Source organism: Janthinobacterium sp. GW821-FHT03A03 (assembly GCF_059421435.1).
On sequence record NZ_JBWKUZ010000019.1, the window covers coordinates 41,961 to 67,861 of the forward strand.

The 25,901-nt window shown below is 62.5% G+C and carries 18 protein-coding genes and 1 tRNA gene; 17 read left to right on the forward strand and 2 right to left on the reverse strand.

The features are described from left to right. The first annotated feature begins 191 nt into the window (after positions 1–191). Positions 192–2,276 carry a M13 family metallopeptidase gene (locus tag AC07VI_RS24140; protein ID WP_492992110.1) on the forward strand — a complete coding sequence of 695 codons (2,085 nt, stop codon included), beginning with the start codon at positions 192–194 and terminating at the stop codon, positions 2,274–2,276. Between the two features lie 188 nt (positions 2,277–2,464). Continuing rightward, the gene (locus tag AC07VI_RS24145; RefSeq protein WP_086144406.1) at positions 2,465–4,540 is read left to right on the forward strand and encodes a M13 family metallopeptidase; all 2,076 of its coding nucleotides are present in this window, start codon (positions 2,465–2,467) and stop codon (positions 4,538–4,540) included. 167 nt (positions 4,541–4,707) lie between these two features. Here AC07VI_RS24145 and AC07VI_RS24150 read toward each other — a convergent pair whose 3' ends face one another. Beyond that, the gene (locus tag AC07VI_RS24150) at positions 4,708–5,271 is read right to left on the reverse strand and encodes a c-type cytochrome (protein ID WP_076564922.1); all 564 of its coding nucleotides are present in this window, start codon (positions 5,269–5,271) and stop codon (positions 4,708–4,710) included. 199 nt (positions 5,272–5,470) lie between these two features. Here AC07VI_RS24150 and AC07VI_RS24155 point away from each other — a divergent pair. Beyond that, positions 5,471–5,546, forward strand: a tRNA-Arg gene (locus AC07VI_RS24155). 107 nt (positions 5,547–5,653) lie between these two features. On the opposite strand, the gene AC07VI_RS24160 is transcribed toward AC07VI_RS24155, so the two are convergent. Then, a complete protein-coding gene (locus AC07VI_RS24160) occupies positions 5,654–6,331 on the reverse strand; it encodes a type 1 glutamine amidotransferase domain-containing protein (protein WP_492992113.1) in 678 nt (225 codons plus the stop codon). Between the two features lie 306 nt (positions 6,332–6,637). On the opposite strand from AC07VI_RS24160, the gene AC07VI_RS24165 reads away from it, so the two are divergent. The 14 genes from AC07VI_RS24165 to yjfF all read left to right on the forward strand — a co-directional run bounded on the left by AC07VI_RS24165 (position 6,638) and on the right by yjfF (position 25,816). Further along, entirely contained in the window at positions 6,638–9,313 is a 2,676-nt protein-coding gene (locus AC07VI_RS24165; protein ID WP_492992115.1) for a TonB-dependent receptor, read from the forward strand. Between the two features lie 109 nt (positions 9,314–9,422). Beyond that, entirely contained in the window at positions 9,423–10,775 is a 1,353-nt protein-coding gene (locus AC07VI_RS24170) for an MFS transporter (protein WP_492992117.1), read from the forward strand. 24 nt (positions 10,776–10,799) lie between these two features. After that, on the forward strand, positions 10,800–11,747 hold the full coding sequence (locus AC07VI_RS24175; protein WP_086144410.1) for a glycoside hydrolase family 43 protein: 948 nt from the start codon (positions 10,800–10,802) through the stop codon (positions 11,745–11,747). Positions 11,748–11,764: 17 nt separating this feature from the next. Then, positions 11,765–12,847 (forward strand): aldose epimerase family protein, encoded by a 1,083-nt coding sequence (locus AC07VI_RS24180; RefSeq protein WP_099374848.1) that lies wholly within the window; start codon positions 11,765–11,767, stop codon positions 12,845–12,847. Between the two features lie 196 nt (positions 12,848–13,043). Next, complete coding sequence (locus AC07VI_RS24185) at positions 13,044–14,786, forward strand: IlvD/Edd family dehydratase (RefSeq protein ID WP_086144412.1); 1,743 nt, start codon at positions 13,044–13,046, stop codon at positions 14,784–14,786. A 12-nt stretch (positions 14,787–14,798) separates the two neighbouring features. Further along, positions 14,799–15,791: an AraD1 family protein gene (gene araD1 / locus AC07VI_RS24190; RefSeq protein ID WP_086144413.1), complete on the forward strand. Its 993-nt coding sequence runs from the start codon at positions 14,799–14,801 to the stop codon at positions 15,789–15,791. Further along, on the forward strand, positions 15,788–17,365 hold the full coding sequence (locus tag AC07VI_RS24195; RefSeq protein WP_492992120.1) for an aldehyde dehydrogenase (NADP(+)): 1,578 nt from the start codon (positions 15,788–15,790) through the stop codon (positions 17,363–17,365). Before araD1 ends, AC07VI_RS24195 begins: the two co-directional genes overlap by 4 nt. Before the next feature lie 86 nt (positions 17,366–17,451). Beyond that, positions 17,452–18,219: an SDR family NAD(P)-dependent oxidoreductase gene (locus AC07VI_RS24200; protein WP_086144415.1), complete on the forward strand. Its 768-nt coding sequence runs from the start codon at positions 17,452–17,454 to the stop codon at positions 18,217–18,219. A 214-nt stretch (positions 18,220–18,433) separates the two neighbouring features. Next, positions 18,434–19,984 carry an alpha-N-arabinofuranosidase gene (locus tag AC07VI_RS24205; RefSeq protein ID WP_086144416.1) on the forward strand — a complete coding sequence of 517 codons (1,551 nt, stop codon included), beginning with the start codon at positions 18,434–18,436 and terminating at the stop codon, positions 19,982–19,984. Between the two features lie 65 nt (positions 19,985–20,049). After that, positions 20,050–21,102 carry an arabinan endo-1,5-alpha-L-arabinosidase gene (locus AC07VI_RS24210; protein WP_086144417.1) on the forward strand — a complete coding sequence of 351 codons (1,053 nt, stop codon included), beginning with the start codon at positions 20,050–20,052 and terminating at the stop codon, positions 21,100–21,102. A 135-nt stretch (positions 21,103–21,237) separates the two neighbouring features. After that, positions 21,238–22,212 (forward strand): ABC transporter substrate-binding protein, encoded by a 975-nt coding sequence (locus AC07VI_RS24215; protein WP_086144418.1) that lies wholly within the window; start codon positions 21,238–21,240, stop codon positions 22,210–22,212. 9 nt (positions 22,213–22,221) lie between these two features. Beyond that, complete coding sequence (locus AC07VI_RS24220; RefSeq protein ID WP_492992124.1) at positions 22,222–23,763, forward strand: sugar ABC transporter ATP-binding protein; 1,542 nt, start codon at positions 22,222–22,224, stop codon at positions 23,761–23,763. Further along, a complete protein-coding gene (locus tag AC07VI_RS24225) occupies positions 23,760–24,845 on the forward strand; it encodes an ABC transporter permease (RefSeq protein WP_086144419.1) in 1,086 nt (361 codons plus the stop codon). Before AC07VI_RS24220 ends, AC07VI_RS24225 begins: the two co-directional genes overlap by 4 nt. After that, positions 24,842–25,816 carry a galactofuranose ABC transporter, permease protein YjfF gene (gene yjfF / locus AC07VI_RS24230; RefSeq protein WP_086144420.1) on the forward strand — a complete coding sequence of 325 codons (975 nt, stop codon included), beginning with the start codon at positions 24,842–24,844 and terminating at the stop codon, positions 25,814–25,816. The genes AC07VI_RS24225 and yjfF overlap by 4 nt, the downstream gene beginning before the upstream one ends. Positions 25,817–25,901: the final 85 nt, after the last annotated feature.

Sequence of the window (25,901 nt, forward strand, 5' to 3'; positions counted from 1 at the left end):
CTCCAGCCCGCCCCATGCTCGCCGGCCTGGACAATGAAAGTCCCTTGAGTCTGGCCGAACTGAGCGGCGATTCCCGGGTAGTTCCCGGGGCAAGGATGGTCAAATGGCATGGCCGCGTGCTACATTCCCGTAGCGCCTGGCGCGGCGGGCTATCCGCCCGATCTCTTTGACATGCCCCATAAGGACAATCCGTGAACCGATATCTCTTAAGCAGCCTGACCCTGACCCTGTTGGCTGCGTTTGCCCATGCCGCTGAACCCGTCTCCGCCGCATCCGCCGTTGCCGCGCCAACCGTGGCGCCCGGCGCCGCGCCTGCCGCCGCCGGCGTCGTTTCCGGCATCGATGTGCAGTACATCGACCCCGCTGTACGCGTGCAAGACGATTTCTTTACCCATTTGAACGGCAAGTGGCTGGCCACGGCCGAGATTCCTGCGGATAAGTCGAGCTGGGGCTCGTTTGCCAAGCTGCGCGACGACACGACGCCGCAATTGCGCGGCATCATCGAAGCCACGCAAAAGGACAAGAACAAGAAGGCCGGTTCCGAAGCGCAGAAAATCGGCGACCTGTACGCCAGCTACATGGATGAAGCCAGGCTGGAGTCGCTGGGCACGAAGCCGCTGGCAGGCGAACTGAACCGTATCCGCTCGCTGCGCGACAAGAAGGGCGTGCCGGCCCTGATCGCCCACCTGAGCCAGACGGGCGTGTCGACGCCATACGCCGTCTACGTGGGCCAGGATGCGCGCGCCTCGACGAAGTATGCGGCGTATGTGAGCCAGAGCGGCCTGGGCATGCCTGACCGCGACTACTACCTGGAAGCCAAGCAGGCGGGCGTGAAGGAAAAATACCAGGCGCACGTGGAAAAGATGCTGGCCATGGCCGGCGACAAGAACGCCGCCGCCCGCGCCAAGGCAGTTGTCGCACTGGAAACATCGCTGGCCGAAGCGCAATGGACCAAGGTCGAGAACCGCGACCCCGTCAAGCGCTACAACAAGACCGACATCAACAAGCTGAACGACCTGACCCCCGGCTACGACCTGAAATCCGGCCTGGCCGCCCTGGGCATCGCCAACAAGGTCGATTACGTCATCGTCAACCAGCCGAGCTACCTGGCCGGCTACAACAAGGTGCTGGCGTCCGCCGACCTGGACACCCTGAAAGCGTATTTTGAATGGCAGTTGCTGCGCAGCTACGCCAGCTACCTGTCGAAAAACTTCGTCGACGAGAGCTTTGCCTTCTACGGCACGGTGCTGAGCGGCGTGACGGAAAACCAGCCGCGCTGGAAGCGTGGCGTGGGCGCCGTCGAAGGCGTGCTGGGCGAAGCCGTCGGTAAACTGTATGTGGCGCAATATTTCCCGGCTGAACGCAAGGCGCACATGCAGGAACTGGTGAAAAACGTGCTGGCCGCCTACAAGGACAGCATCGACACGCTGGATTGGATGAGTCCGGAAACCAAGAAGGAAGCGCAAGCCAAGCTGGCCAAGTTCACGCCGAAGATCGCGTATCCGAACAAATGGCGCGATTATTCGAAGCTGCAGATCGTGCAGGGCGACCTGGTGGGCAACATGATGCGCGCCGCCAACTTCGGTTCCGCGCGCCAGGTGGCCAAGCTGGGCAAACCGATCGACCGCGAAGAGTGGGGCATGACGCCGCAGACGGTGAATGCCTATTACAGCTCGACGATGAATGAAATCGTCTTCCCCGCCTCCATCCTGCAGCCGCCGTTTTTTGACGCCAACGCGGACGACGCCGTCAACTATGGCGCCATCGGCGCCGTCATCGGCCATGAAATCAGCCACGGCTTTGACGACAAGGGCAGCCAGTCCGATGGCGACGGCAACCTGCGCGACTGGTGGACCCCGGCCGACCGCAAGAACTTCGCGGCCAAGGCCGACGCGCTGACCAGGCAGTACGACGGCTACAGCCCATTGCCGGGCTACCACGTCAACGGCGCGCTGACCCTGGGCGAGAACATCGCCGACAACTCGGGCGTGGCGATCGCGTATAAAGCGTACAAGATCTCGCTGGGCGGCAAGCCGGCGCCCGTGCTGGACGGCCTGACGGGCGACCAGCGCTTCTACATGGGCTTTGGCCAGGTGTGGCGCAGCAAAATGCGCGAAGCGCAGCAGATCGTGCAGATCAAGACCGACCCGCATTCGCCGGGCCAGTACCGCGCCAATGGCACCATGGTCAACCAGCCTGGCTTCTATGAAGCGTTTGACGTGAAACCGGGCGACAAGATGTATGTTGCCCCGGAAAACCGCGTCATCATCTGGTAAGCGGCTGCGCTTCATCGCGGAAAACGTATTACTGTAGCAACAAGAAAGACCACCTCGCGTGGTCTTTTTTGCATTCCTGCCAAAGTTTTTTCTGTCGTTTCGGCCGGTATGCTACAGTCAAAAACCGGGCCAGAAGCCCTGGGCCTTCTGACCCTTATATTTCACACAATACAATATAGAGGACAACCGTGAATCGTTATTTGTTAAGTGCATTGACCCTGAGTTTGCTGGCCGGCGTGTCCGGCATGGCTGGCGCCGCTGATTCTGCCAAGAAAGCCGCTGCCGCTCCCGCCACGGCCGTCGCTGCCGCCGCGCTGACGTCCGGCATCGCCGTCGAATACGTGGATCCTGCCGTGCGCGCGCAGGACGACCTGTTCCAGCACCTGAACGGCAAATGGCTGGCGGAAACCGTGATTCCTGCCGACAAGTCGAGCTGGGGCAGCTTTGCCAAGCTGGCCGACGATACGCAAACGCAGCTGCGCGGCATCGTCGAAGGCGCGGCCGCCGACAAGGCCCGCGCGGCCGGCTCGAACGCCCAGAAAATCGGTGATTTTTATAACAGCTTCATGGATGAAGCCAAGCTGGAAAGCCTGGGCCTGACGCCCTTGAACGCGGAGCTGGCGAAGATCGCCGCGCTGCAGGACAAGGCGGAGTTGCCGGCCGTTATCGCCCACTTCAGCAAGCTGGGCGTGACCTCGCCCTACGACTTCGGCATCCACCAGGACGCCAAGGATTCCACCAAATACGTGGCCGACATCGTGCAAAGCGGCCTGGGCCTGCCTGACCGCGACTACTACCTGGAAGAGGGCAAGGCCGATACGCGCGCCAAATACCTGGTCCACGTGGAAAAAATGCTGAGCCTGGCCGGCGACGCGAATGCTGCCGCGAATGCGAAAGCCATCCTCGCGCTGGAAACGGAGCTGGCCAAGGCGCAATGGAGCAATGTGCAGAACCGCGATCCGGTTAAAACCTACAACAAGGTGGAACTGGCGAAACTGGCCGCCGTGGCGCCAGGCTACGACTGGGCCCGCTACCTGAAGGACACGGGCATCGCCGGCAAGGTCGATTATGTGATCGTCAGCCAGCCCAGCTACCTGAAAGGTTTTGCCGAGATCGCCAACAAGACGCCGCTGGAAACGTGGAAAGCATACTTCCAGTGGCACTTGCTGCACGCCAACGCCGGCTACCTGCCGAAAGCCTATGTCGATGAAAACTTCGCGTTTTATGGCACCACCCTGACGGGCGTGACGGAAATGCGTCCGCGCTGGAAACGCGGCGTGGGCGCCGTCGAAGGCGCGCTGGGCGAAGCCGTCGGTCAATTGTACGTCGAGCAATACTTCCCGGCCGAGCGCAAGGTGCGCATGGAAGCGCTGGTGAAAAACCTGATGACGGCCTACAAGCAAAGCATCGACAAGCTCGACTGGATGAGTCCCGTTACCAAGAAACAGGCGCAAATCAAGCTGGCCAAGTTCACCACCAAGATCGGCTATCCGAACAAATGGCGCGATTACTCGGGCCTGACGGTGGCGCCCGATGATTTGATCGGCAACATCCAGCGTTCGCACTTGCTCAACTACAACCGCGAATTGAACAAGCTGGGCCAGCCTATCGACCGCGACGAGTGGGGCATGACGCCGCAGACCGTGAACGCCTATTACAACCCGGAACTGAACGAAATCGTCTTCCCGGCCGCCATTTTGCAGGCGCCGTTCTTCGACGCCAAGGCGGACGACGCCGTCAACTATGGCGCCATCGGCGGCGTCATCGGCCATGAAATCAGCCACGGCTTCGACGACCAGGGCGCCCAGTACGACGGCGACGGCAACCTGCGCGACTGGTGGACCAAGGCCGATCATAAAAACTTCGCCAGGAAAACCAAGCAGCTGGTGGCGCAGTACAACGGCTTCAGCCCAGTCAAGGGCCACTTCGTCAACGGCGAGCTGACCCTGGGCGAGAACATCGCCGACAACTCGGGCGTGGCGATCGCCTACAAAGCGTACAAATTGTCGCTGAACGGCAAGAAAGCGCCGATCATCGACGGTTTCACGGGCGAGCAGCGCTTCTACGCGGGCTTTGCCCAGGTCTGGCGCATGAAAATGCGCGAAGCCCAGCAACTGGTCTTGCTGAAAACGGACCCGCACTCGCCAGGCCAGTTCCGCGCCAACGGCACCATGCGCAACCAGCCAGGCTTCTACCAGGCCTTTGACGTGAAGCCGGGCGACAAGATGTATCTGCCACCGAAAGACCGCGTCATCATGTGGTAAGAGCAGCTCTGACGCGCTAGTACCGAGCCGCCCCGCGCAAGCCGGGCGGCTTTTTCATGCCCGCCGCCCGTCGCTCCCATCGCGTAGTCCGACCAGCCTTTGCCGGCATCCTCTGCGGGCGAAAAAAAACCGCCCCAACGGGCGGTTTCTTGATGCAGCGCAAGTGCTTATTTGGCAGGCTCGGCGGCTGGTGCGGCGGCGCCGTCAGCGGCAGCGGCCGGTGCAGGCACTTCCGGTTCCTTGAACTTGCCGCCCGACGCATTGGCCATGTAGACGACGGCGCGCGCCACTTCCACATCGTCGAGGTCGGGATTGCCGCCCTTGGCCGGCATCGCGCGCAAGCCTTCGATCGCGTGTTTCAGGACCGTATCGTAACCCTGGGCCAGGCGGGCCGACCAGCTGCCCGCGTCGCCAAACTTCGGTGCACCGGCCACGCCGGCGCCGTGGCACGCCACGCAGGTGGCCGTGTACACGGCCTCGCCGCCTTGCAGCACTTTCGGACCGCTGGCGTCCTTGAAGGTAAAGCCTTCATTGGCCACCGGGCTCAGACGTGCATCGATGGCTTCCGGCGACTGGCTGTCCGTGCCGGCGCTCTCGTGTTTTTGCGTCGTGACGAATTGCACCAGCAAGATAATGCCGATGACGGTCACCAAAAAGAAGCCGGCTACGGCTGCAAGCAATTGTTTAGGCGTTTTGATCGCTGATTGTTGTTCGTTATGTGCGTCGCTCATGATGTCCTTAGTCCAGATTTGAAACTGATGGCCGTGTAAGGTAGCATTTTTACATGCCTGGATGCAAACCTTTATGAAACCCACAATTATAGGCACAAAAATTGAGCAATGACATGCAATTGCCGACGATACGACAGTTTCCGTAGACGTAGGTAAAGAAAAACGGTATCCTTCGCATCACTTCAGAAATTCCCCCTACGCGGCTGTAGCTCAGTGGATAGAGTATTGGCCTCCGAAGCCAAGGGTCGTGGGTTCGATCCCCGCCAGCCGCACCAGACAAATCAAGACATTACGTTTTTGTGCCTCCAGCCTCAGCATGGCTGGGACGAGCGATTTATGGCCGTGCTTTTTGCTGCACGGCCACCGTTTCCCTCGTTGCCCCCTATTTCAGCAACCTCAACAGCGCCTGCGCCGCCGCCTCCGACGAGGCCGGATTCTGGCCGGTGATCAAGATGCCATCCGTGAGCACATACGAGGCCCAGTCGGCGCCCTTGGAATAGATGCCACCGTTTTCCTTGAGCATGTCTTCCACGAGGAACGGTACGACCTTGGTCAGGCCCACGGCTTCCTCTTCCGTATTCGTGAATCCCGTCACTTTCTTGTCTTTTACCAGCGGCTGGCCGTCGCTGCGTTTAACGTGGCGCAACACGCCAGGGGCGTGGCAGACGGCGGCCACGGGCTTGCCGGCCGCGTGCAGGGCTGCGATGAGGGCGATCGAATCCCGGTCTTCGGCCAGGTCCCACAGAGGGCCGTGGCCGCCCGGATAGAACACGGCGTCATGGTCGGCCGCTTTTACGCTGGACAGCAGGACCGTGGAAGCGAGCGCGGCCTGGGCCGCCGGGTCGGCCTTGAAGCGGGCCGTGGCCGCCGTCTGCGAGTCGGGCGCGTCGCTCTTCGGGTCCAGCGGCGGCTGGCCGCCTTTCGGCGAGGCCAGGGTCAGGCGCGCGCCAGCATCCTTCAGCACATAATACGGCGCGGCGAATTCTTCCAGCCAGAAGCCGGTCTTGTGGCCCGTGTCGCCCAGCTGGTCGTGCGAGGTCAATACTATTAAAACGTTCATGCGGACTCCTGTGCAAGCGGTGGGTGGAATGACTTTATGACATCCCCCAGCTTAGTCCTGTTCGCGTTTGCATGCTGCACGCCAGTGCTGCCGTTTTTTTGTGCAGACCCATCCGGGAAATCTCCCTGACGCCCCTGCCCTCGTCGTGTTGCAACCTCCAAATTTTCCGACCGCCGATATCGAAATTGATATCGAAACTGCGGAAAATTTGATTGGAGAGATTATCGCCCAGCCCCTAAGATAAACGCCGAGCATGCGAACGACATGCAAGCAGCATAACAATATCAATACAATATCTGGAGATGCATGATGTCTAGCGCCACCGGCCCGCTCGCGGCCATTTTCCCTCGTCCGTTCACCTTGAAGGCCGCTGTTGCGGCACTGGCCGGTTTTGGCTTGCTGAGCTCTGCCTCGGTCTGGGCGCAGGCGGATGCGCAAGCCGCGCCGACCGCCGTGCAGCCCGCCGTGGCCGCGCCGGAAGGCGACGTGGCCGTGGTCACCGTCAGCGACGTGCGCCGCTCGGCACAGAATTCGCAGCAGATCAAGATGCGCTCGGACCAGGTCATCGATTCCATCGTCGCCGACGACATCGGCAAATTCCCTGATAACAACGTGGCCGAAACCCTGGCGCGCATATCCGGCATCCAGATCCGCCGCGACTCGGGCGAGGCGAGCGCCGTCATGATACGCGGCTTGCGCGATGTCACGACCCTGCTCAACGGCCGCGAACTGTTCACCACCACGGGCCGCTACGTCAACCTGGCCGACATTCCCGCCACCATGCTGCAGCGCGTCGACGTCTATAAATCGCAGGGCGCCGACCAGGTCGAGGGCGGCGTGGCCGGCATCATCGACGTGCGCACCAACCGCCCCTTCGATTTCAAGGAGTTTACCGCCAGCGTGAACGCGCGCGCTGTCTACAGCGACAAATCGAAAGCCACGGACCCGAACATCAGTGCCATGGCGGCGAACCGCTGGAAGACGGGCATCGGCGAAGTGGGGGCGCTGCTGGGCTTGTCGCAGCAGCAACACCGCTACCACGAGGAGCGCGCCTTCAGTACCGCGCCCGTGGACAAGCTTTACTTTTCGCCGGGCCTGACGGCGCCGGACCAGGTGGGCTTGTTGCCGATCAAGGGCGACCGCCGCCGCACGACCGCCAATGCCGTGCTGCAATGGCGCCCGAACGCCGACGTGGAACTGTACGCCGAAGGCATGGCCACGCGCTTCCTGCTCGACGCCGAGTCCGATTACTTTGTCGGCCTGCCGTGGTGGGGCACGCCCGTGTCCGCCACCAGGATTCCCGGCAGCAACCAGCTGCAGACGCTGACGTCCACCAACGTCAACACCATCATGTCGACGCAGGCAAACAAGAACCAGACGAAGACGCAGCAGTTTGCCGTGGGCGGCTTGTGGGATATCAATCCGGAATGGCGTTTCACGTCGGAACTGGCCAGCACAAGGAGCACGTACAACTGGCGCAATCCGATTCTCGATGCCATCACCGTCGTGCCGAACGCCACCATCAATACCAACCAGAACGGCACCCTGCATGTCGATTACACGGGCAGCGATTTGAACGACCCGGCAAATTACTATCTGAAGGGCTTTTTCGACCGCTACGGCCGCGATGAGGGCAGCGCGAACGACCTGCGCGCCGACCTCGCGTACACGCCCAGTGCCGGCGGCATCTTCAAGGAAATCAGCGTCGGCTTGCGCGGCGTCAAACGCGAAGCGCAATCGATCAAGAGTTTCGAAGGCAATGCGGAAGCACCGGACGTGTCCGGCGCCGCGTTTCCGTTCAGCCGCCAGGGCGTGACGTCGATTCCCGGCCTCAATTGCCTGTCGGAGCCGATGTCCGGCGGCGGTCCCGACTATGGTTTGAAGCAGTGGTACACGCCGTGCGCCAGCTTCCTGCTCAATAACACGGCCACGATCCGCGAAGCCATTACGGGCAGCAGCGCGGTGCGCGCCATGGACCCGGGATCGTTCTTCAAGGACACGGAAAAGACATATTCCCTCTACGGCAAGGCGAAAATCGCCTTCAAGCTCGGTGCCTACCCCGTCGACGGCACCGTCGGCGTGCGCGTGGTGCGCACCGAGCAAAGGCTGCAGGGCAACAGTTCACAGGATGGCGTGTACACGCCCGTCGTCAGCGACACGGCCAGCACCGACGTGCTGCCCAGCGTGGCCCTGAAGATCAAGCTGCGTTCCGACCTGATCGGCCGTTTCGCGGCGGGCCGCACCATCAGCCGCCCCGGCTTTTCCCAGCTGAACCCGGGCGTGGCCCTGGTCAACTCGACGGAAACGGTCAAAGCCACGGGCGCGGGCGGCAATCCGGAGCTGAAACCGGTGACGGGCGACAACGTCGATGCAGCGCTGGAATGGTATTTCGCGCCGGCCGGTTCCGTCACGGCCACCGTGTTCCACCACAAGTTCGACGGCTATATCCAGCAGCGCATTGCCAGCGAAACCATCGCCGGCAAGGTCTACGACGTGGACCGCCCCTACAACACGGCCGACGGCAAGCTGCAGGGCCTGGAAATCGGCTACCAGCAGTTCTATGACGGCTTGCCCGGCATCTTGAACGGCCTGGGCTTGCAGGCGAACGGCACCTATATGAGCGGCACCACCGACGACGAGACGGGCAGCCATGCCATCACGGGCGTGTCGCGCTATGCCTACAACCTGGTGCTGCTGTACGAGAAAGACGCGTGGTCGGGCCGCCTGGCCTACAACTGGCGCTCGAAATTCATCGACAGCTACAACCAGGGCGGCCCCGGCCTGGATTTGAAGGTGGCGGCCACGGCCCAGCTCGACGGTTCGCTGTCGTACAAGCTCAACGACCAGTTCACCGTGACCCTGGACGGAAATAACTTGCTCGACACCAAGTTCAAGGATTACTGGAACGCGCCGGGCGTGTATGCGCGCGATACGCGCCGTTATGACCGCACGGTAGGGTTATCGCTGCGCTGGAAGATGTAAGTTGATCGCACAGTAAAAAATCAAGGGCGTTGCCATGGTTTCGGCCGGCAACGCCCCTGTCAGTTGGGCAGTCAGGCACGATTCATCATCAAAAGAATGGACGGAAAGCATGGAGACGCAAAAATTATCCACCGTTGAAAAGGTCGGCTTCGGCGCCGGCGACATGGCGCTCAATGTCGTCATCTCGTCGATGATGCTGATCATTACCTTTTACTATACCGATATCTATGGCTTGAAAACCACGGACCTGGCCCTGCTGTTCGTGGCCGTGAAAGTGGTGGGCGCCATCGCCGACCTGCTCATGGGCCAGATCACCGACCGCTACAGCTTTGCCTCGCGCCGCTACCGCCCGTATCTGCTGTGGCTGGCCGTGCCGTTCGGCGTCAGCGTCTTTTTCGTGTTTACCACGCCGGCATGGGGCTATGACGCCAAGCTCATCTGGGCGTATTCGACGTACATCTTGATGACCATCATGACGGCCGGCGTGGGCATCCCGTATATTTCCCTGATCAGCGGCCTGACCAGCGACCCGCACGAGCGCCTGTCGGCCAACGGCTACCGTTTGTTCTTCGCCAAGATCGGCGCCTTCATGGTGACCATCGTCGTGCCGGTGCTGTCGCAGCGCTGGGGCGGCGGCAACCCGGCCGTCGGCTACCAGGCGGCCATGGCCGTGATGGCCGTCATGGGCGTGGCCCTGTTCCTGTTCTGCTATTTTTCCACCACGGAGCGCGTCGTGCATGTGGTGGAAAAGCAATCGCTGCTGGCGCAGTTGAAAGTGCTGCTGCAGAACGACCAGTGGCTGGTGCTGTGCGGCGTGTGCGTCACGGGCACCATCGGCTACGTGGTGCGCGGCTCCGTCGCCATTTATTATGCGAAATACTATCTGGGCGGCAGCACGGAAACCGTGGCCGCCTTTTTGACCACGGGCGTGGTGGCCGCCATCCTGGCCATGGTCGCCTCGACGTGGATCACCAAGTTCTATTGCAAGGTAAAACTGTTCCGCTACACGCAGATCGGCGTCGCGCTGATCAGCCTGGCCATCTATTTCTTTGTGACGCCGAGCGACACCGTGCTGGCCTTCGCCCTGTATTTCCTGCTCTCCTTTGTGGTGGACTTGCATGCGCCCGTGTTCTGGTCGGCCATCGCGGAGACCATTGATTACGGTCAAGTCAAGACGGGCAAGCGCGTCTCCGGCTTCGCCTTCGGCGGCATTTCCGTCTGCCAGAAGGCCGGCATGGCCGTGGCCGGCTTTTTGGTGGGCATGCTGCTGTCGTATTTCGACTACCAGCCCAACCATGAGCAGACGCAATTCGCCCTGAACGGCATCGCCCTGATGCTGTCGGTCATCCCCGGCTTCTTCCACTTGCTGATGGGCTTGCTGATGTTCAAGTACCGCATCAGCGATGACTATTACCGAGGCGTAAAAGTGGAAATGCACAAGCGCGGTTTTGTCGCTGCGTAAGAATCATTGAATGGAGTAAGCAACATGGCAGACGTCTTGAAACCGCTGATCGAACAGCGCGCCGACCCGCATATCACCCGCCACAGCGACGGCTATTATTACTTTACGGCTTCCGTGCCCCAGTACGACCGCATCGAACTGCGCCGCGCCGGCAGCATCGCCGGCCTGGCCGACGCGCCTACCGTCGACGTGTGGCACAAGCCGGACACGGGCCCGTACAGCGAACTGGTGTGGGCGCCCGAATTGCACTTCAACGACGGCGCCTGGTATGTGTATTTCGCCGCCGCGCCGAGCCGCGAGATCAAGCATCAACTGTTCCAGCACCGCATGTATGCGATCCGCAACACGAACGCCAACCCCTTGGAAGGCGAGTGGGAATTCATGGGATCGATCGACACGGGCATCGACACCTTCTGCCTCGACGCCACCACCTTTAGCCACGACGGCCAGCTGTACTACCTGTGGGCGCAGAAAGATATCGCCATCGCGGGCAATTCCAACCTCTATATCGCGCCCATGGCCACGCCGTGGCAGCTGGCCGGCCCGCCCGTGATGCTGAGCAAGCCCGAGTTCGACTGGGAAATCCGCGGCTTCCGGGTCAACGAGGGACCATCCGTGCTGAAGCGCCATGGCAAGATCTTCATCAGCTATTCGGCCAGCGCCACCGATGAAAACTACGCGATGGGCCTGCTGTGGGCCGACGACACGGCCGACCTGCTCGACCCGTTCTCGTGGAGCAAGTCGCCGGAACCCGTGTTTGCCAGCTGCTATGAGCACGGCATCTACGGCCCCGGCCACAACAGCTTTACGACGGCCGAAGATGGCGACAATGTGTTGCTGGTGTACCATGCCCGCACCTACACGGAAATCGTTGGCGACCCGCTGTGGAACCCGGACCGCCATACCTTTGTGAAGCCGCTGCGCTGGAATGCGCAGGGCATGCCCGTGTTTGGCCGTTCATCGACCCTGTAAAACCTGGAAGAGCGCCCATGACTACTGTTGCAGCCGCATCCACCGCCGCCACCGTCACCGGGGCGCCGTTCGGCGTCCTGCCCGACGGCGACCACGTCACCGTGTTTACCCTGACGAATCGCCAGGGCATGCAAGTCAAGGTGCTCGATTTCGGCGCCATCATCAGCGAAATCCATGTGCCGGACCGCGATGGCCGCTTTGCCGACGTGGTGCTCGGTTTCGAGCGCATCGAGCCGTATCTGCACAACAGCGCTTTCCTGGGCGCCGTCATCGGGCGCTACGGCAACCGCATCGCGCAAGGACGTTTCAGCCTCGACGGCAAGGACTACCAGCTGGCCGTGAATAACCGGCCCAATCACTTGCATGGCGGAAACCAAGGCTACCACCAGGTGATGTGGCAGGCCGAACCGTTCACGAAGGAAGATGCCGTGGGCGTCACGTTCACGCGCAGCAGCCCGGACGGCGAAGACGGCTACCCGGGCAAGCTCGACGTGACCGTCGTGTATGAACTGGACAACGACAACGCGTTGAGCCTGCGCTACCACGCCGTGACGGACCAGGCCACGCCCGTCAACTTGACCAACCACAGCTATTTCAACCTGGCGGGGCAGGGCCATATCCTCGGCCACGAGCTGTCCATCCATGCGGACCGCTACCTGCCCGTCGATGCGGGCGCCATCCCCACGGGCGAACTGGCGGACGTGGCCGGCACGCCGTTCGACTTGCGCCAGCCCACCGTCATCGGCGACAGCATCGACCTGCCGCATGAACAGATCCGCATCGGCCGCGGCTACGACCATAACTTTGTGCTCAATCAAAAGGCGGATCAACTGCTGAACCTGGCCGCCACCGTGCGCGACCCTGCCTCGGGCCGGCTGATGCAGGTATACACGCAGGAACCGGGCATGCAGTTTTATTCCGGTAACTTCCTCGACAGCAGCCAGTACGGCAAGCTGCGCGCCATCAGCTACCGCAGCGCACTGTGCCTGGAAACCCAGCATTTCCCGGACTCGCCGAACCAGGCGCATTTCCCGAACACCATCCTGCGCCCGGGCGAGGAATACCGGACGGAAACCGTGTACCGCTTTTCCGCCGAGTAAGCGCCCCAGCCAAAACCGCCTACGCCCTGCCGCCATGCGCCCGCAGGGCGTTTTCATTGGTGCATGCCGATATCGTTTTCGATATCGGAACGCATTAAAAATTGATTGGAAAGGCATGGCAGGATTCTTTAGTATTCCAACATCGCTGCCCGGGCCGACGACCTTAGATCCGGCATGGCACAACCTGGAGAATGGCATGTCTGAGACAAAAAAGAAGGTGGCCCTGCGCTCGGCCGAGTGGTTCGGCTCGCAGGACAAGAACGGCTTCATGTACCGCAGCTGGATGAAAAACCAGGGCATACCTGACCACGAATTTCACGGCAAACCCATCATCGGCATCTGCAATACCTGGTCCGAACTGACGCCCTGCAACGCGCATTTCCGCCAGCTGGCCGAACACGTCAAGCGCGGCATCCTGGAAGCGGGCGGTTTCCCCGTGGAATTTCCTGTCTTCTCGAACGGCGAATCGAATCTGCGCCCGACGGCCATGCTGACGCGCAACCTGGCCTCGATGGACGTGGAAGAATCGATCCGCGGCAACCCGATGGACGCCGTCGTGCTGCTGGTCGGCTGCGACAAGACGACGCCGGCGCTGCTGATGGGCGCGGCCAGCGTCGACATCCCCACCATCGTCGTCAGCGGCGGCCCCATGCTGAACGGCAAATTGAATGGCAAGGACATCGGTTCCGGCACGGCCGTATGGCAGCTGCACGAGCAGATGAAGGCGGGATCGATCACCCTGCATCAGTTCATGTCGGCCGAATCGGGCATGTCGCGCTCGGCCGGCACCTGCAACACCATGGGCACGGCCTCGACCATGGCCAGCATGGCCGAAGCGCTGGGCACGTCCCTGCCGCACAACGCGGCCATCCCCGCCGTCGACTCGCGCCGCTACGTGCTGGCGCACATGTCGGGCATCCGCATCGTTGAAATGGTGCACGAAGACCTGCGCCTGTCGAAAGTGCTGACGCGCGAAGCGTTCCAGAATGCCATCAAGGTCAATGCCGCCATCGGCGGCTCGACCAATGCCGTGATCCATTTGAAAGCCATTGCCGGGCGCATCGGCGTGCCTTTGGAACTGGAAGACTGGACGAAAACGGGCCGCGGCACGCCGACCATCGTCGACCTGCTGCCGTCGGGCCGTTTCCTGATGGAAGAGTTTTACTATGCGGGCGGCTTGCCGGCCGTGATACGCCGCCTGGGCGAGGGCGATTTGCTGCCGCATAAGCATGCGCTGACCGTCAACGGCAAGTCGCTCTGGGACAACTGCGTCGACGCGCCGATCTACAACGATGAAGTGGTGCGCACCCTGGACAACCCGCTGCTGGCCGATGGCGGCATTTGCGTGCTGCGCGGCAACCTGGCGCCGCGCGGCGCCGTGCTCAAACCGTCGGCCGCCTCGCCGCACCTGATGCAGCACCGGGGCAAGGCCGTCGTGTTCGAGGATTTCGAACATTACAAGGCGCGCATCGTTGATCCGGATCTCGATGTCGATGCCGATTCCGTGCTGGTGATGAAAAATTGCGGCCCGAAAGGTTATCCGGGCATGGCCGAAGTGGGCAACATGGGCTTGCCGCCCAAGCTGCTGGCGCAAGGCATCACCGACATGGTGCGCATCTCGGATGCGCGCATGAGCGGCACAGCCTATGGCACCGTCGTGCTGCACGTGGCGCCGGAAGCCATGGCGGGCGGCCCGCTGGGCATTGTGCGCGACGGCGACACGATCGCCCTCGATTGCCACGCCGGCAGCCTGAACATCGACATCAGCGACGCGGAAATCGCCGAGCGCCTGGCGAAGCGCGAACTGGGCAGCGCGCCCGGACCGAAGAGCGGCTACCAGCAGCTGTACATCGAACACGTGCTGCAGGCCGACGAAGGCTGCGATTTCGACTTCCTGGTCGGCAATCGCGGGTCCGCCGTGCCGCGCCACTCACATTAAGCGGAGACAATTATGCTGTTGCTGCAATTTACGAATGAAAACGGCGGCCGCCTCGTCGGCCTGCTGCAAGACGACGTCATCCGCGTCATCGAAGGCTACAACACCAGCTATGCGCTGGCGCAAGACGCCATCCGCAAGCGTGTCAACCTGGCGGAACTGGTCAACGCCAGCGTCGGCAGTATCACGCACCTGTATGCGGACGTGGCCGCCAGCGGCCGTTTGCTGGCGCCGCTCGACCATGCGGACGACGCGCACTGCTACGTGACGGGCACGGGCCTGACCCACCTGGGCAGCGCCGGCGCGCGCGACGCCATGCACAAAAAGATCGGCGGCGATGCTGATTCCTTGAGCGACTCCATGAAAATGTTCCGCCTGGGCGTGGAAGGCGGCAAGCCCGCCGACGGCACGGCCGGCGCCCAGCCCGAATGGTTCTACAAGGGCGACGGCTCCATCGTGCGCGCCGGCGGCCAGCCGCTGCGCATGCCGGACTTTGCCCTGGACGGCGGCGAAGAGCCGGAAATCGCCGGCCTGTACGTGATCGGCGACGACGGCCAGCCCTACCGGGTCGGCTACGCCATCGGCAATGAATTCTCGGACCACGTGACGGAACGCCAGAATTATCTGTACCTGGCCCATTCAAAGCTGCGCGCCTGCAGCGTGGGCCCGGCCCTGCTGGTGGGTGAATTGCCCGCGCACATAGACGGCAGCTCGCGCGTGCTCGACGCGGCCGGCAATGTGCGCTGGGAAAAGGCGTTCGTCAGCGGCGAAGACAATATGTCGCACACAATTGCCAACCTGGAACACCATCACTTCAAGTATCCGCTGTTCAAGCGCCCCGGCGACGTGCACGTGCATTTCTTCGGCACGGCCACCCTGAGCTTTGCCGATGGCGTGAGCGTGGCGCCGGGCGACACCTTTGAAATCGAAGCGCCGGCCTTTGGCCCTGCCTTGCGCAACCGCCTCGACGTCTTTCCAACCGCATTTGCGAAAGTGAGCACATTATGAGTTTTATCATTAGCGGTGACGCATTGATCGGCGGCGTCGCCGTCAAGGGCCATGGCGGCTCCTTCGAAGCGTGGGACCCGGCCGCGCGCGCGCACATCGCGCCCGCCTTCCACATGGTTGACGTAGCGCAAATCGACGAAGCCTGCCGTCTGGCGCAAGCCGCGTTCGACCCGTTTCGCGCCACCACGGATGCGGAACGTGCTGATTTCCTGGACACCATCGCCGCGCAAATCGGCGAACTGGGCGACGAGCTGATCGTGCGCGCCATGACGGAAAGCGGCTTGCCGCGCGCGCGCCTGGAAGGCGAACGCGGCCGCACCGTGGGTCAATTGAAACTGTTCGCCGGCTTGTTGCGCGAAGGCTCGTGGACCGATGCGCGCATCGATTCGGCCTTGCCGCAGCGCGTGCCGCCGCGTCCTGACCTGCGCTTGCGCATGATCGGCCTGGGTCCCGTCGCCGTGTTTGCTGCCAGTAACTTCCCGCTGGCCTTCTCCGTGGCCGGCGGCGATACGGCTTCGGCCCTGGCGGCCGGCTGCCCCGTCGTGCTGAAAGCCCATTCGGCCCATCCGGGCACGTCCGAGCTGGTGGCGCGCGCCATCGTCAAGGCGATTGCCATTTGCCAGCTGCCGGCCGGCGTGTTCGCCTTGCTGACAGGCACGGGCAACGGCATCGGCCAGGCCCTGGTCGCCCATCCGGCCATCCAGGCCGTCGGCTTTACGGGTTCGCGCTCGGGCGGCATCGCCCTGATGAAGGTGGCGGCCGAACGCCCGCAGCCGATCCCCGTGTATGCGGAAATGAGCAGCATCAACCCCGTGTTTGTGCTGCCGCAAGCCCTGGCTGCCCGTGGCGCGGCCATTGCCGGCGGTTTTGCCGCTTCGCTGACGATGGGCGTGGGCCAGTTCTGCACCAATCCCGGCCTGGTGCTGGGCCTGGAAGGGGCCGACTTTACGGCCTTTGCCGCCGCCGCCGCCGAAGCGCTGGCGCCCGCGCCGGCCGCCACCATGCTGACGGCGGGTATCGCCAGCAGCTATGCCACGGGCGTGGCGGCGCTGGCGCAGCACGCCGACGTGACGCCGCTGGTGCAGAACACGGGCGAGGAAGGCAAAGGCGCCGCCGCCCTGTTCGTCACCTCGGGCGAGGCGTTTTTGGCCAGGCACGATCTGCGCGATGAAGTCTTCGGCCCTGCCTCCCTGCTGGTGGCCTGCCGCGACATCGAGCAAATGCTGGCGATCACGGAAAGCCTGGAAGGCCAGCTGACGGCCACCCTGCAGATGGATGCCGGCGACCTGATTGATGCGCGCCGTTTGCTGCCCGTGCTGGAACGCCGCGTGGGCCGCATCCTGGCCAACGGTTTCCCGACGGGCGTGGAAGTGTCGACGGCCATGGTGCACGGCGGCCCGTTCCCCGCCACCTCGGACGGGCGCAGCACCTCCGTGGGTACGGCGGCCATCAACCGCTTCCTGCGCCCCGTGTCCTACCAGAACCTGCCGCAGGACTTGCTGCCGGAGTCGCTGCGCGATGATAATCCGCTCAGTATCTGGCGCCGCAAGGATGGCGTGCTGGGCAAGGACTAAAACCTGCTGCGCGGCGGGGCCAGCGGGCCTTGCCGCACCAGTGTGTGTTGCACGTAGTACATAAAAAATAAACAGGCGGAGACAAGATGAAGCAATTGGCGAAATATGGCAGCTTGCAGGGCAAGCGCGTGTTCATCACGGGCGGCGGCAGCGGCATCGGCGAATCCCTGGTGGCGGAGTTCGCCGCCCAGGGCGCGCTGGTGGCGTTTGTCGACATCGCCGTGGAAGCGAGCGAGGCCCTGTGCCGACGCCTGGCTGAGGCGGGCATGACGGCGCCCCTGTTCCGCCATTGCGACATCACGGATATTGCCTCCCTGCAAGCCGTCATGGCGGAACTGGCGCAGAAGCTGGGCGACTTCGATATCCTCGTCAACAACGCCGCCAACGACCAGCGCCACCAGGCGCAGGACGTCACCCTCGAGTACTGGAACGAGCGCATTGCGATCAATCAACGTCCCATGTTCTTCACCTGCCAGGCCGTGCTGGACGGCATGAAGCGCAGGGGCGGCGGTTCCATCATCAACGTCAGCTCGATTTCCTGGCACATGAAGTCGGGCGGCTACCCCGTCTACGCCACCACCAAGGCGGCCGTCGTGGGCCTCACGCGGGGCCTGGCGCGCGATTATGGCGCCCACAATATCCGCGTCAACACGGTCACGCCGGGCTGGGTCATGACGCAGCGCCAGATCGACCTGTGGGTCGACGAGGCGGCGGAAGCGGAAATCAAGAAAAGCCAGTGCCTGCCGCATAAACTGATGCCGCAGGACATAGCCGCCATGGTGCTGTTCCTCGCCTCCGATGACGGCGCGATGTGCTCATCCCAGGAATTCATCGTCGACGCCGGCTGGGTCTGACAAAACGCCCAGGGCGTTGTTGCCTTGCCTAGCCGTACATTCGTACTGTCTTCGGCAAGGCGCCTAGCCCTGGGCGTTTTGTCGGCCGCGGGCCTTCCCGCTTTACCCCATTCGTGTATGCCTGCCACTCCGTAGCCGGAGAGGCATCGCCACATCCAGATTTTGCCGGGGTTGACCCCGGCCCTTGCTTTTCACTAAAAAAACAGGAGACAGCATGAAATTCATCCATACCAGCATCGTGGCCCTGAGCCTGGCCATGGCCGCCGGCAGCGCCTTTGCCGCGCCCGTCAAGGTCACCATCGACATGGCCAGGCCCGGTTCCGTGATCAACAAGAACATCTACGGCCAGTTTGCCGAACACCTGGGGACCGGCATCTATGAAGGCATGTGGGTGGGGCCGGACTCTGCCATTCCGAACACGAAAGGCTGGCGCAACGACGTGCTAGGCGCCTTGAAACAGTTGCACGTACCGCTGGTGCGCTGGCCGGGCGGCTGCTTTGCCGATGAATACCACTGGAAGGACGGCATCGGTGCGCGCGACAAGCGCCCCACCAAGGTCAACACCAACTGGGGCGGCGTGGAAGAGTCGAACGCCGTCGGCACGCATGAATTCTTCGACCTGGCCGAGCTGCTGGGCGCACAGACCTATATCAACGGCAACCTTGGTTCCGGCACGCCGCAGGAAATGTCCGAATGGCTTGAATACATGACGTCGGACAGCAAATCCACCCTGGCCGAGCTGCGCCGCAAGAATGGCCGCGCCCAGCCATACAAGGTTGATTATTTCGGCATCGGCAATGAAGCCTGGGGCTGCGGCGGCAACATGCGCCCGCAGTATTACGCCGACCTGTACAAGCACTATCACACCTTCATGAAGACGCCGGAAAGCGCGCGCCCGAAATTCATCGCCAGCGGCGGCAATGACGACGACACCAGCTGGTCCGGCACCCTGAGCCGCGAAATCAAGCCGAACATGATGGACGCCATCAGTTTCCACTACTACACGGTGCCGACCGGCGTGTGGGAAAAGAAGGGCGCGGCCACGGGCTTTGGCGAAGATCAATGGATCTCCACCCTGAGCCGCACCCTGCGCATCGATAGCTTGATCAAGAACAATCTCGCCGCCATCGACAGGAACGATCCGTCGAAAAAGACGGGCTTGTACGTCGATGAATGGGGCACCTGGTACGACGTGGAGCCGGGCACGAACACGGGTTTTTTGTTCCAGCAAAACAGCTTGCGCGACGCCTTGGTGGCGGCCCTGAACTTCAATATCTTCCACGCCCACGCGGACCGCGTGCGCATGACGAATATCGCGCAAATGGTCAACGTGCTGCAGGCGATGATCATCACGGACAAGGATAAATATTTCCTCACGCCTACGTATCACGCGTTTGAAATGTATGTGCCGTTCCAGGACGCCACGGCCCTGCCGGTCGCCATTAGCGGCAATGGCAAGTACAGCCTGGGCAAGGTCAGCATTCCTGAAGTGAGCGCCTCGGCCGCCCGTGGCAAGGATGGCAAGGTGTACTTGTCCCTGGTCAACACGAATCCGCACGAGGCCGTCGACGTCAGCGTGGCCCTGGCCGGCAAGCCGGTGGCCAAGGTCACCGGCCGCGTGTTGAGCGCAGGCAAGATGGATGCCGTCAACAGCTTTGCGCAACCGCAAGCCGTGCAGCCGGTGGCGTTTAATGCCCAGGCGCAAGGCGGCAAGCTGACCGTGTCGCTGCCCGCCAAGGCCGTCGTGGTGGTGGCGGTCGAATAAACCTGCCGATTTTGAGGTAGCCTGCCGGCCCGCATGACGGGCCGGCAGGCCATGTGGAGAACACGATGCAATTTTCGACAATGATGGCCTTGGCGGCCATGCTTGCCTTCAGCCCTGTCCGGGCGTCCCAGGTCAGCGTGCACGACCCCGTGATGGCCAGGGAAGGCGACACGTATTATTTGTACAGCACGGGGCCCGGCATCACCTTCTACAGTTCAAAAAATAGGGTCGACTGGCGGCCGGAAGGGCGCGTGTTCGCGGGCCAGCCCGCGTGGGCCAAGACGGCCGCGCCATCGTTTGACGACCATATCTGGGCGCCCGACGTGCAGTTCCACGACGGCAAATATTACCTGTACTACTCGGTGTCCGGCTTCGGCAAGAACACCTCGGGCATCGGCGTGACCGTCAACACCACCTTGAATCCCCGCTCGCCCGATTACCGCTGGATCGACCAGGGCATGCTGCTGCAATCGGTGCCAGAGCGCGACGAGTGGAACGCCATCGATTCGAACATCGTCACGGACGCGGCCGGCACGCCGTGGATGGCCTTCGGCTCGTTCTGGAACGGCATCAAGCTGGTAAAGCTCAACAAAGACTGGACCCGTATTGCGGAACCGCAAGAGTGGCACTCGCTGGCGCGCCGCGCGCCGCTGCCGCCAAGGGCGGGCGAATTCAAGCCCGCGCCCGAGGAAATCGAGGCGCCGTTCATCTTCCAGCGCGACAACGAATACTTCCTGTTCGTCTCGTGGGGCTTGTGCTGCCAGAAGGAAAAAAGCACGTATCACCTGGCCGTGGGCCGGTCAAAAAGCGTGACGGGGCCGTATCTGGACAAGGAGGGGCGCGACATGGCGCAGGGCGGCGGCACGGTGGTCTTGAAAGGCGACAAGGACTGGCAAGGCCTGGGCCACAACAGCGCCTACACGTTTGACGGCAACGATTACCTGGTGCTGCACGCGTATGAGACGGCGGACAACTACTTGCAGAAGCTCAAGATATTGCCCATGACGTGGGACAAGGACGGCTGGCCGCAGGTGGACCCGCGCGACTTGAACCGCTACCAGAGCCGCGAATTGCCGGCTGCCAAACGGTCAGCGGACCAGGGGATGGGCGGCGGGTGATACGCAAATCGGTATCGCAAGCGAAAAAGAATTGATTGGATGGCTATGTTGCTTTCTCCTACCATGGGTTCATAAAAAACCGCCCATCCGGCATCCGGCTGTGATGGTATTCCAATAAAAAAACTGGAGACAAGAATGACCTTGAGCCGCCGCACCCTCCTCGCCAGCGCCATGCTGCTGGCCGCTTCCGCCGCCACCTTCGCCACGCCTTCCGCGTTCGCCGCCAAGCCCCTCGTCATGGGCTTTTCGCAGGTGGGCGCCGAGAGCGAGTGGCGCACCGCCAATACCGTCTCCATCAAGGATGCCGCCAAGAAAGACGGCGTCACCCTGAAATTTGCCGACGCGCAGCAAAAGCAGGAAAACCAGGTCAAGGCGCTGCGCTCGTTCATCGCGCAAAAGGTCGACGTCATCGCCTTCTCGCCCGTCGTCGAATCGGGCTGGGATACGGTGCTGCGCGAAGCCAAGGCCGCCAAGATTCCCGTCATCCTGACGGACCGCGCCGTCAACGTGGCCGATAAGTCGCTGTACGTGACCTTCATCGGTTCCGACTTTGTGGAAGAGGGCCGCCGCGCCGGTCAATGGCTGCTCGAATACGCCAAGAAAACCCCGGACGCGCAACTGAACATCGTCGAATTGCAGGGCACGGTCGGCTCCGCGCCCGCCATCGACCGCAAGGAAGGCTTCCAGGAAGTCATCGGCAAGAATCCCAAGCTGAAGATCATCCGTTCGCAAACGGGCGACTTTACGCGCGCCAAGGGCAAGGAAGTGATGGAAGCGTTCCTCAAGGCGGAAGGCAAGAAGATCAACGTGCTCTATGCGCACAATGACGACATGGCCATCGGCGCCATCCAGGCCATCGAGGAAGCGGGCATGAAACCGGGCAAGGACATCATCATCATCTCGATCGACGGCGTCAAAGGCGCGTTCGAGGCCATGATCGCCGGCAAGCTGAACGTCACCGTCGAGTGCAGCCCGCTGCTGGGCCCGCAACTGATGTCCATCGCCCGCGACGTGGTGGCCGGTAAACCCGTGCCGGCCCGCATCACGACGGTGGAGAACGTGTTCCCTGCCGAGGTGGCCGCGAAGGAATTTCCGAACCGTAAGTACTAAGCTTGCCGCATGATGAAGACGCAAGCGCATCACACGGCCGCGCCGGCTCCCTTGCTGGAGTTGCGCGGCATCAGTAAAGCCTTTCCCGGCGTCAAAGCCCTCAGCGATGTCGCCCTGCGCCTGTATCCGGGTGAAGTGCACACCCTGATGGGGCAGAACGGTGCAGGAAAGTCGACGCTGATCAAGGTGCTGACGGGCGTCTATACGCCCGACAGCGGCCAGATCCTGTTTGACGGCAAGCCCATCGCTACCGCGTCCACGTCGGATGCACAGGCGCTCGGCATCAGCACCGTGTACCAGGAAGTCAATCTGTGTCCGAACCTGTCGGTGGCGGAAAACATCTTTATCGGCCGCTACCCGCGCCGTTTCGGGGCTATCGACTGGCGTGCCATGCAGCAGCAGGCGCGTGCCTTGCTGCAGCAGTTGCAGATCGATATCGACGTCACGGCGCAACTGTCCAGTTTCCCGTTGGCAATCCAGCAAATGGTGGCCATTTCGCGCGCGCTGAATATTTCGGCCCGCGTGCTGATCCTCGACGAACCCACGTCCAGCCTGGACGAGGCGGAAGTCCACCTGCTGTTTTCCGTGCTGCGCCGTTTGCGCGGGCAGGGCATGGCGATCCTGTTCGTGACGCACTTTCTCGACCAGACCTACGCCATTTCCGACCGCATCACGGTCATGCGCAATGGCGAGCGCGAGGGAGAGTATGCGTGCAGCGAGCTGTCGCGCCTGGCGCTGGTGAACAAGATGATCGGCGTGGCGTTGGACACGCCGGAACAGGCGCTTGATCTGGCGCAAGAAGCCGGCGCGGCCAGCTGCGGTCCGACGGTGCTGGAAGCGCAGGGCTTCGGCCGCAAGGGCGCCTTGCTGCCCATGGATTTCCACATCCGCCAGGGTGAATTGCTGGGCCTGGCCGGCTTGCTCGGTTCGGGCCGCACGGAACTGGCGCGCTTGCTGTTTGGCGCCGACAGGGCCGACTCGGGCAGCCTCATGGTCAACGGCAAGCCGCGCCACTTCGCCGTGCCGCGCGACGCCATCGCCGCCGGCATCGGTTTCTGCTCGGAAGACCGCAAGCACGAGGGGGCGATCTTGTCGCTGTCCGTGCGCGAAAACATCATATTGGCCTTGCAAGCCCGCACGGGCTTGCTGCGCGCCATCCCCTTTAAACGCCAGCAGGCGCTGGCCGACGAATACGTAAAGGCGCTGGGCATCAAGACGGCCAGCATCGAAACGCCGATCGGCAGCCTGTCGGGCGGCAACCAGCAGAAGGCCTTGCTGGCGCGCTGGCTGGTGACGTCGCCCGCCATGCTGATTCTCGACGAACCGACGCGCGGCATCGACGTGCGCGCCAAGCAGGAAATCATGCGCCATGTGGCCAAACTGTGCCGCAAGGGCATGGCCATCCTGTTCATTTCGTCCGAATTGCCCGAAGTGCTGCGCTGCAGCGACCGTATTTTGGTCATGCGCGACCGCAAGGCCTGCGGCGACTATGCGCGGGGCGAGCTCGATGACAGTTCCGTACTGCAAGTGATTGCCGGAGAGACCGCATGAGCGTATCCACTTCGTCGCCCGCCGCCCCGGCGGCGCGGGCGGCTGCCACCACGGATTCTTCCATTGTGCATACCGTTTTACACCACCCCCTGAGCCGGCCCCTGGCCGCGCTGTCGCTGCTGTTGCTGGTGGCCTTCTTTGCCATCCCCGGCTTTTTCCACCTGGAAATCCGCGATGGCCATTTGTACGGCAGCGTGATCGACATCGTCAACCGCGCCGCGCCCCTGATGCTGGCCGCGCTGGGCATGACCCTCGTCATCGCCACGCGCGGCATCGACATTTCCGTGGGCGCCGTCGTGGCCCTGTCCGGCACCGTGGCCGCCATGCTGATCGGCGGCACGCTGGTGATGGACAACGGCGTGCCCACTTATGTCAGCAACATCCCCATGGGCTGGGCGCTGGCGGCGGCCCTGGGCGCGGCCCTGCTGTGCGGCGCCTGGAATGGCGTGCTGGTGGCGGGCCTGGGCTTGCAGCCCATCGTCGCCACATTGATCTTGATGGTGGCGGGGCGCGGCCTGGCGCAATTGCTGACGGATGGCCAGATCGTCACCGTCTACTATCAACCGTTCTTCTTCATCGGCAGCGGCTATCTGTTCGGCTTGCCGTTCTCGCTGTTCCTCGTCGCGGCCGTGTTTATCATTACGGCCGTGCTGATGCGCAAGACCGCATTGGGCCTGTTCATCCAGGCCGTCGGCATCAATCCCGTCGCCGCGCGCCTGGCCGGCATCCGGACGGCGACCCTGATCTTTTTCGTCTACGTCTTTTGCGCCGCCTGCGCGGGCCTGTCGGGGCTGATGATCAGCTCGAACATCAAGAGCGCGGACGCCAACAATGCGGGCCTGATGCTGGAACTCGACGCCATCCTGGCAGTGACCCTGGGCGGCACGTCGCTGGCGGGCGGCAAGTTCAGCCTGGTGGGCAGCATGATCGGCGCGCTCATCATCCAGACCCTGACCTACACCATCTATTCGCTCGGCGTGCCGCCCGAGGTGAACATGGTCGTCAAGTCCGTCGTCGTCTTCCTCGTCTGCCTGTCGCAATCGTCGCAATTCAAGCAATTGCTGCATCGGAGAAAAGCATGAAGAGCTTGCTGCACACCCCGTATTTCACCTCGCTCGTTACGGTCCTGCTGCTGCTGGTGATGCTGGGCCTGGGCGGCGCCGCCTACCCGGGCCTGCTGTCCACGCAGGTCATTTTTAACTTATTGATTGATAACGCCTTTTTGCTGGTGATTGCCGTCGGCATGACCTTCGTCATCGTTTCCGGCGGCATCGACCTGTCCGTCGGCTCCGTGCTGGCCCTGTCGACCATGATCGCCGCCTGGCTGCTGCACGTGGCGCACTGGCCGCCGCTGCTGGTGATCGCCACCGTGCTGGCGCTGGGGGCCGTATTCGGCGCCGGCATGGGCGCGCTGATCCATTACTTCAAATTGCAAGCGTTTATCGTCACCCTGGCCGGCATGTTTCTGGCGCGGGGCCTGTGCTATTTGATCAGCATCAACTCCATCACCATAGCCGACCCGCTGTTCGTGGCCATGTCGCAGACGCAGCTGGGTTTTCTCGGCGGCGTTGTCTCGCCCGGCGTGGTCATCGCCGTGCTGACGTTACTCTTGGCCATCTGGCTGGCGCACGCCACGCCGTTCGGCCGCGCCGTGTATGCGATCGGCGGCAACGAGCAGTCGGCCCTGATGATGGGGCTGCCTGTGGGGCGCACCAAGGTCTTCATTTACGCCTTCAGCGGCTTTTGTGCGTCCTTGGGCGGCGTGCTGTTTTCGTTCTACATGCTGTCCGGCTATGGCTTGCATGCGCAAGGCACGGAACTGGACGCGATTGCCGCCGTCGTCATCGGCGGCACCCTGCTCAGCGGCGGCTACGGCTACGTGGCCGGCGCCCTGTCCGGCGTGCTGGTGCTGGGCACCATCCAGACCCTGATCGCCTTCGACGGCACGCTCAGTTCGTGGTGGACCAAGATCGTCATCGGCGGCCTGCTGTTCGTTTTTTGCGTCGTGCAAAGATTGATGGCCATGGGCCAGAAAACCACCCAGGAGAGTTAATCTGATGTTCAAGCAACACACACGTGCCGCAGCCATCGGCATGGCGGCGGTGCTCGCCTGCGTGGCACCAAGCCCATCGTGAACA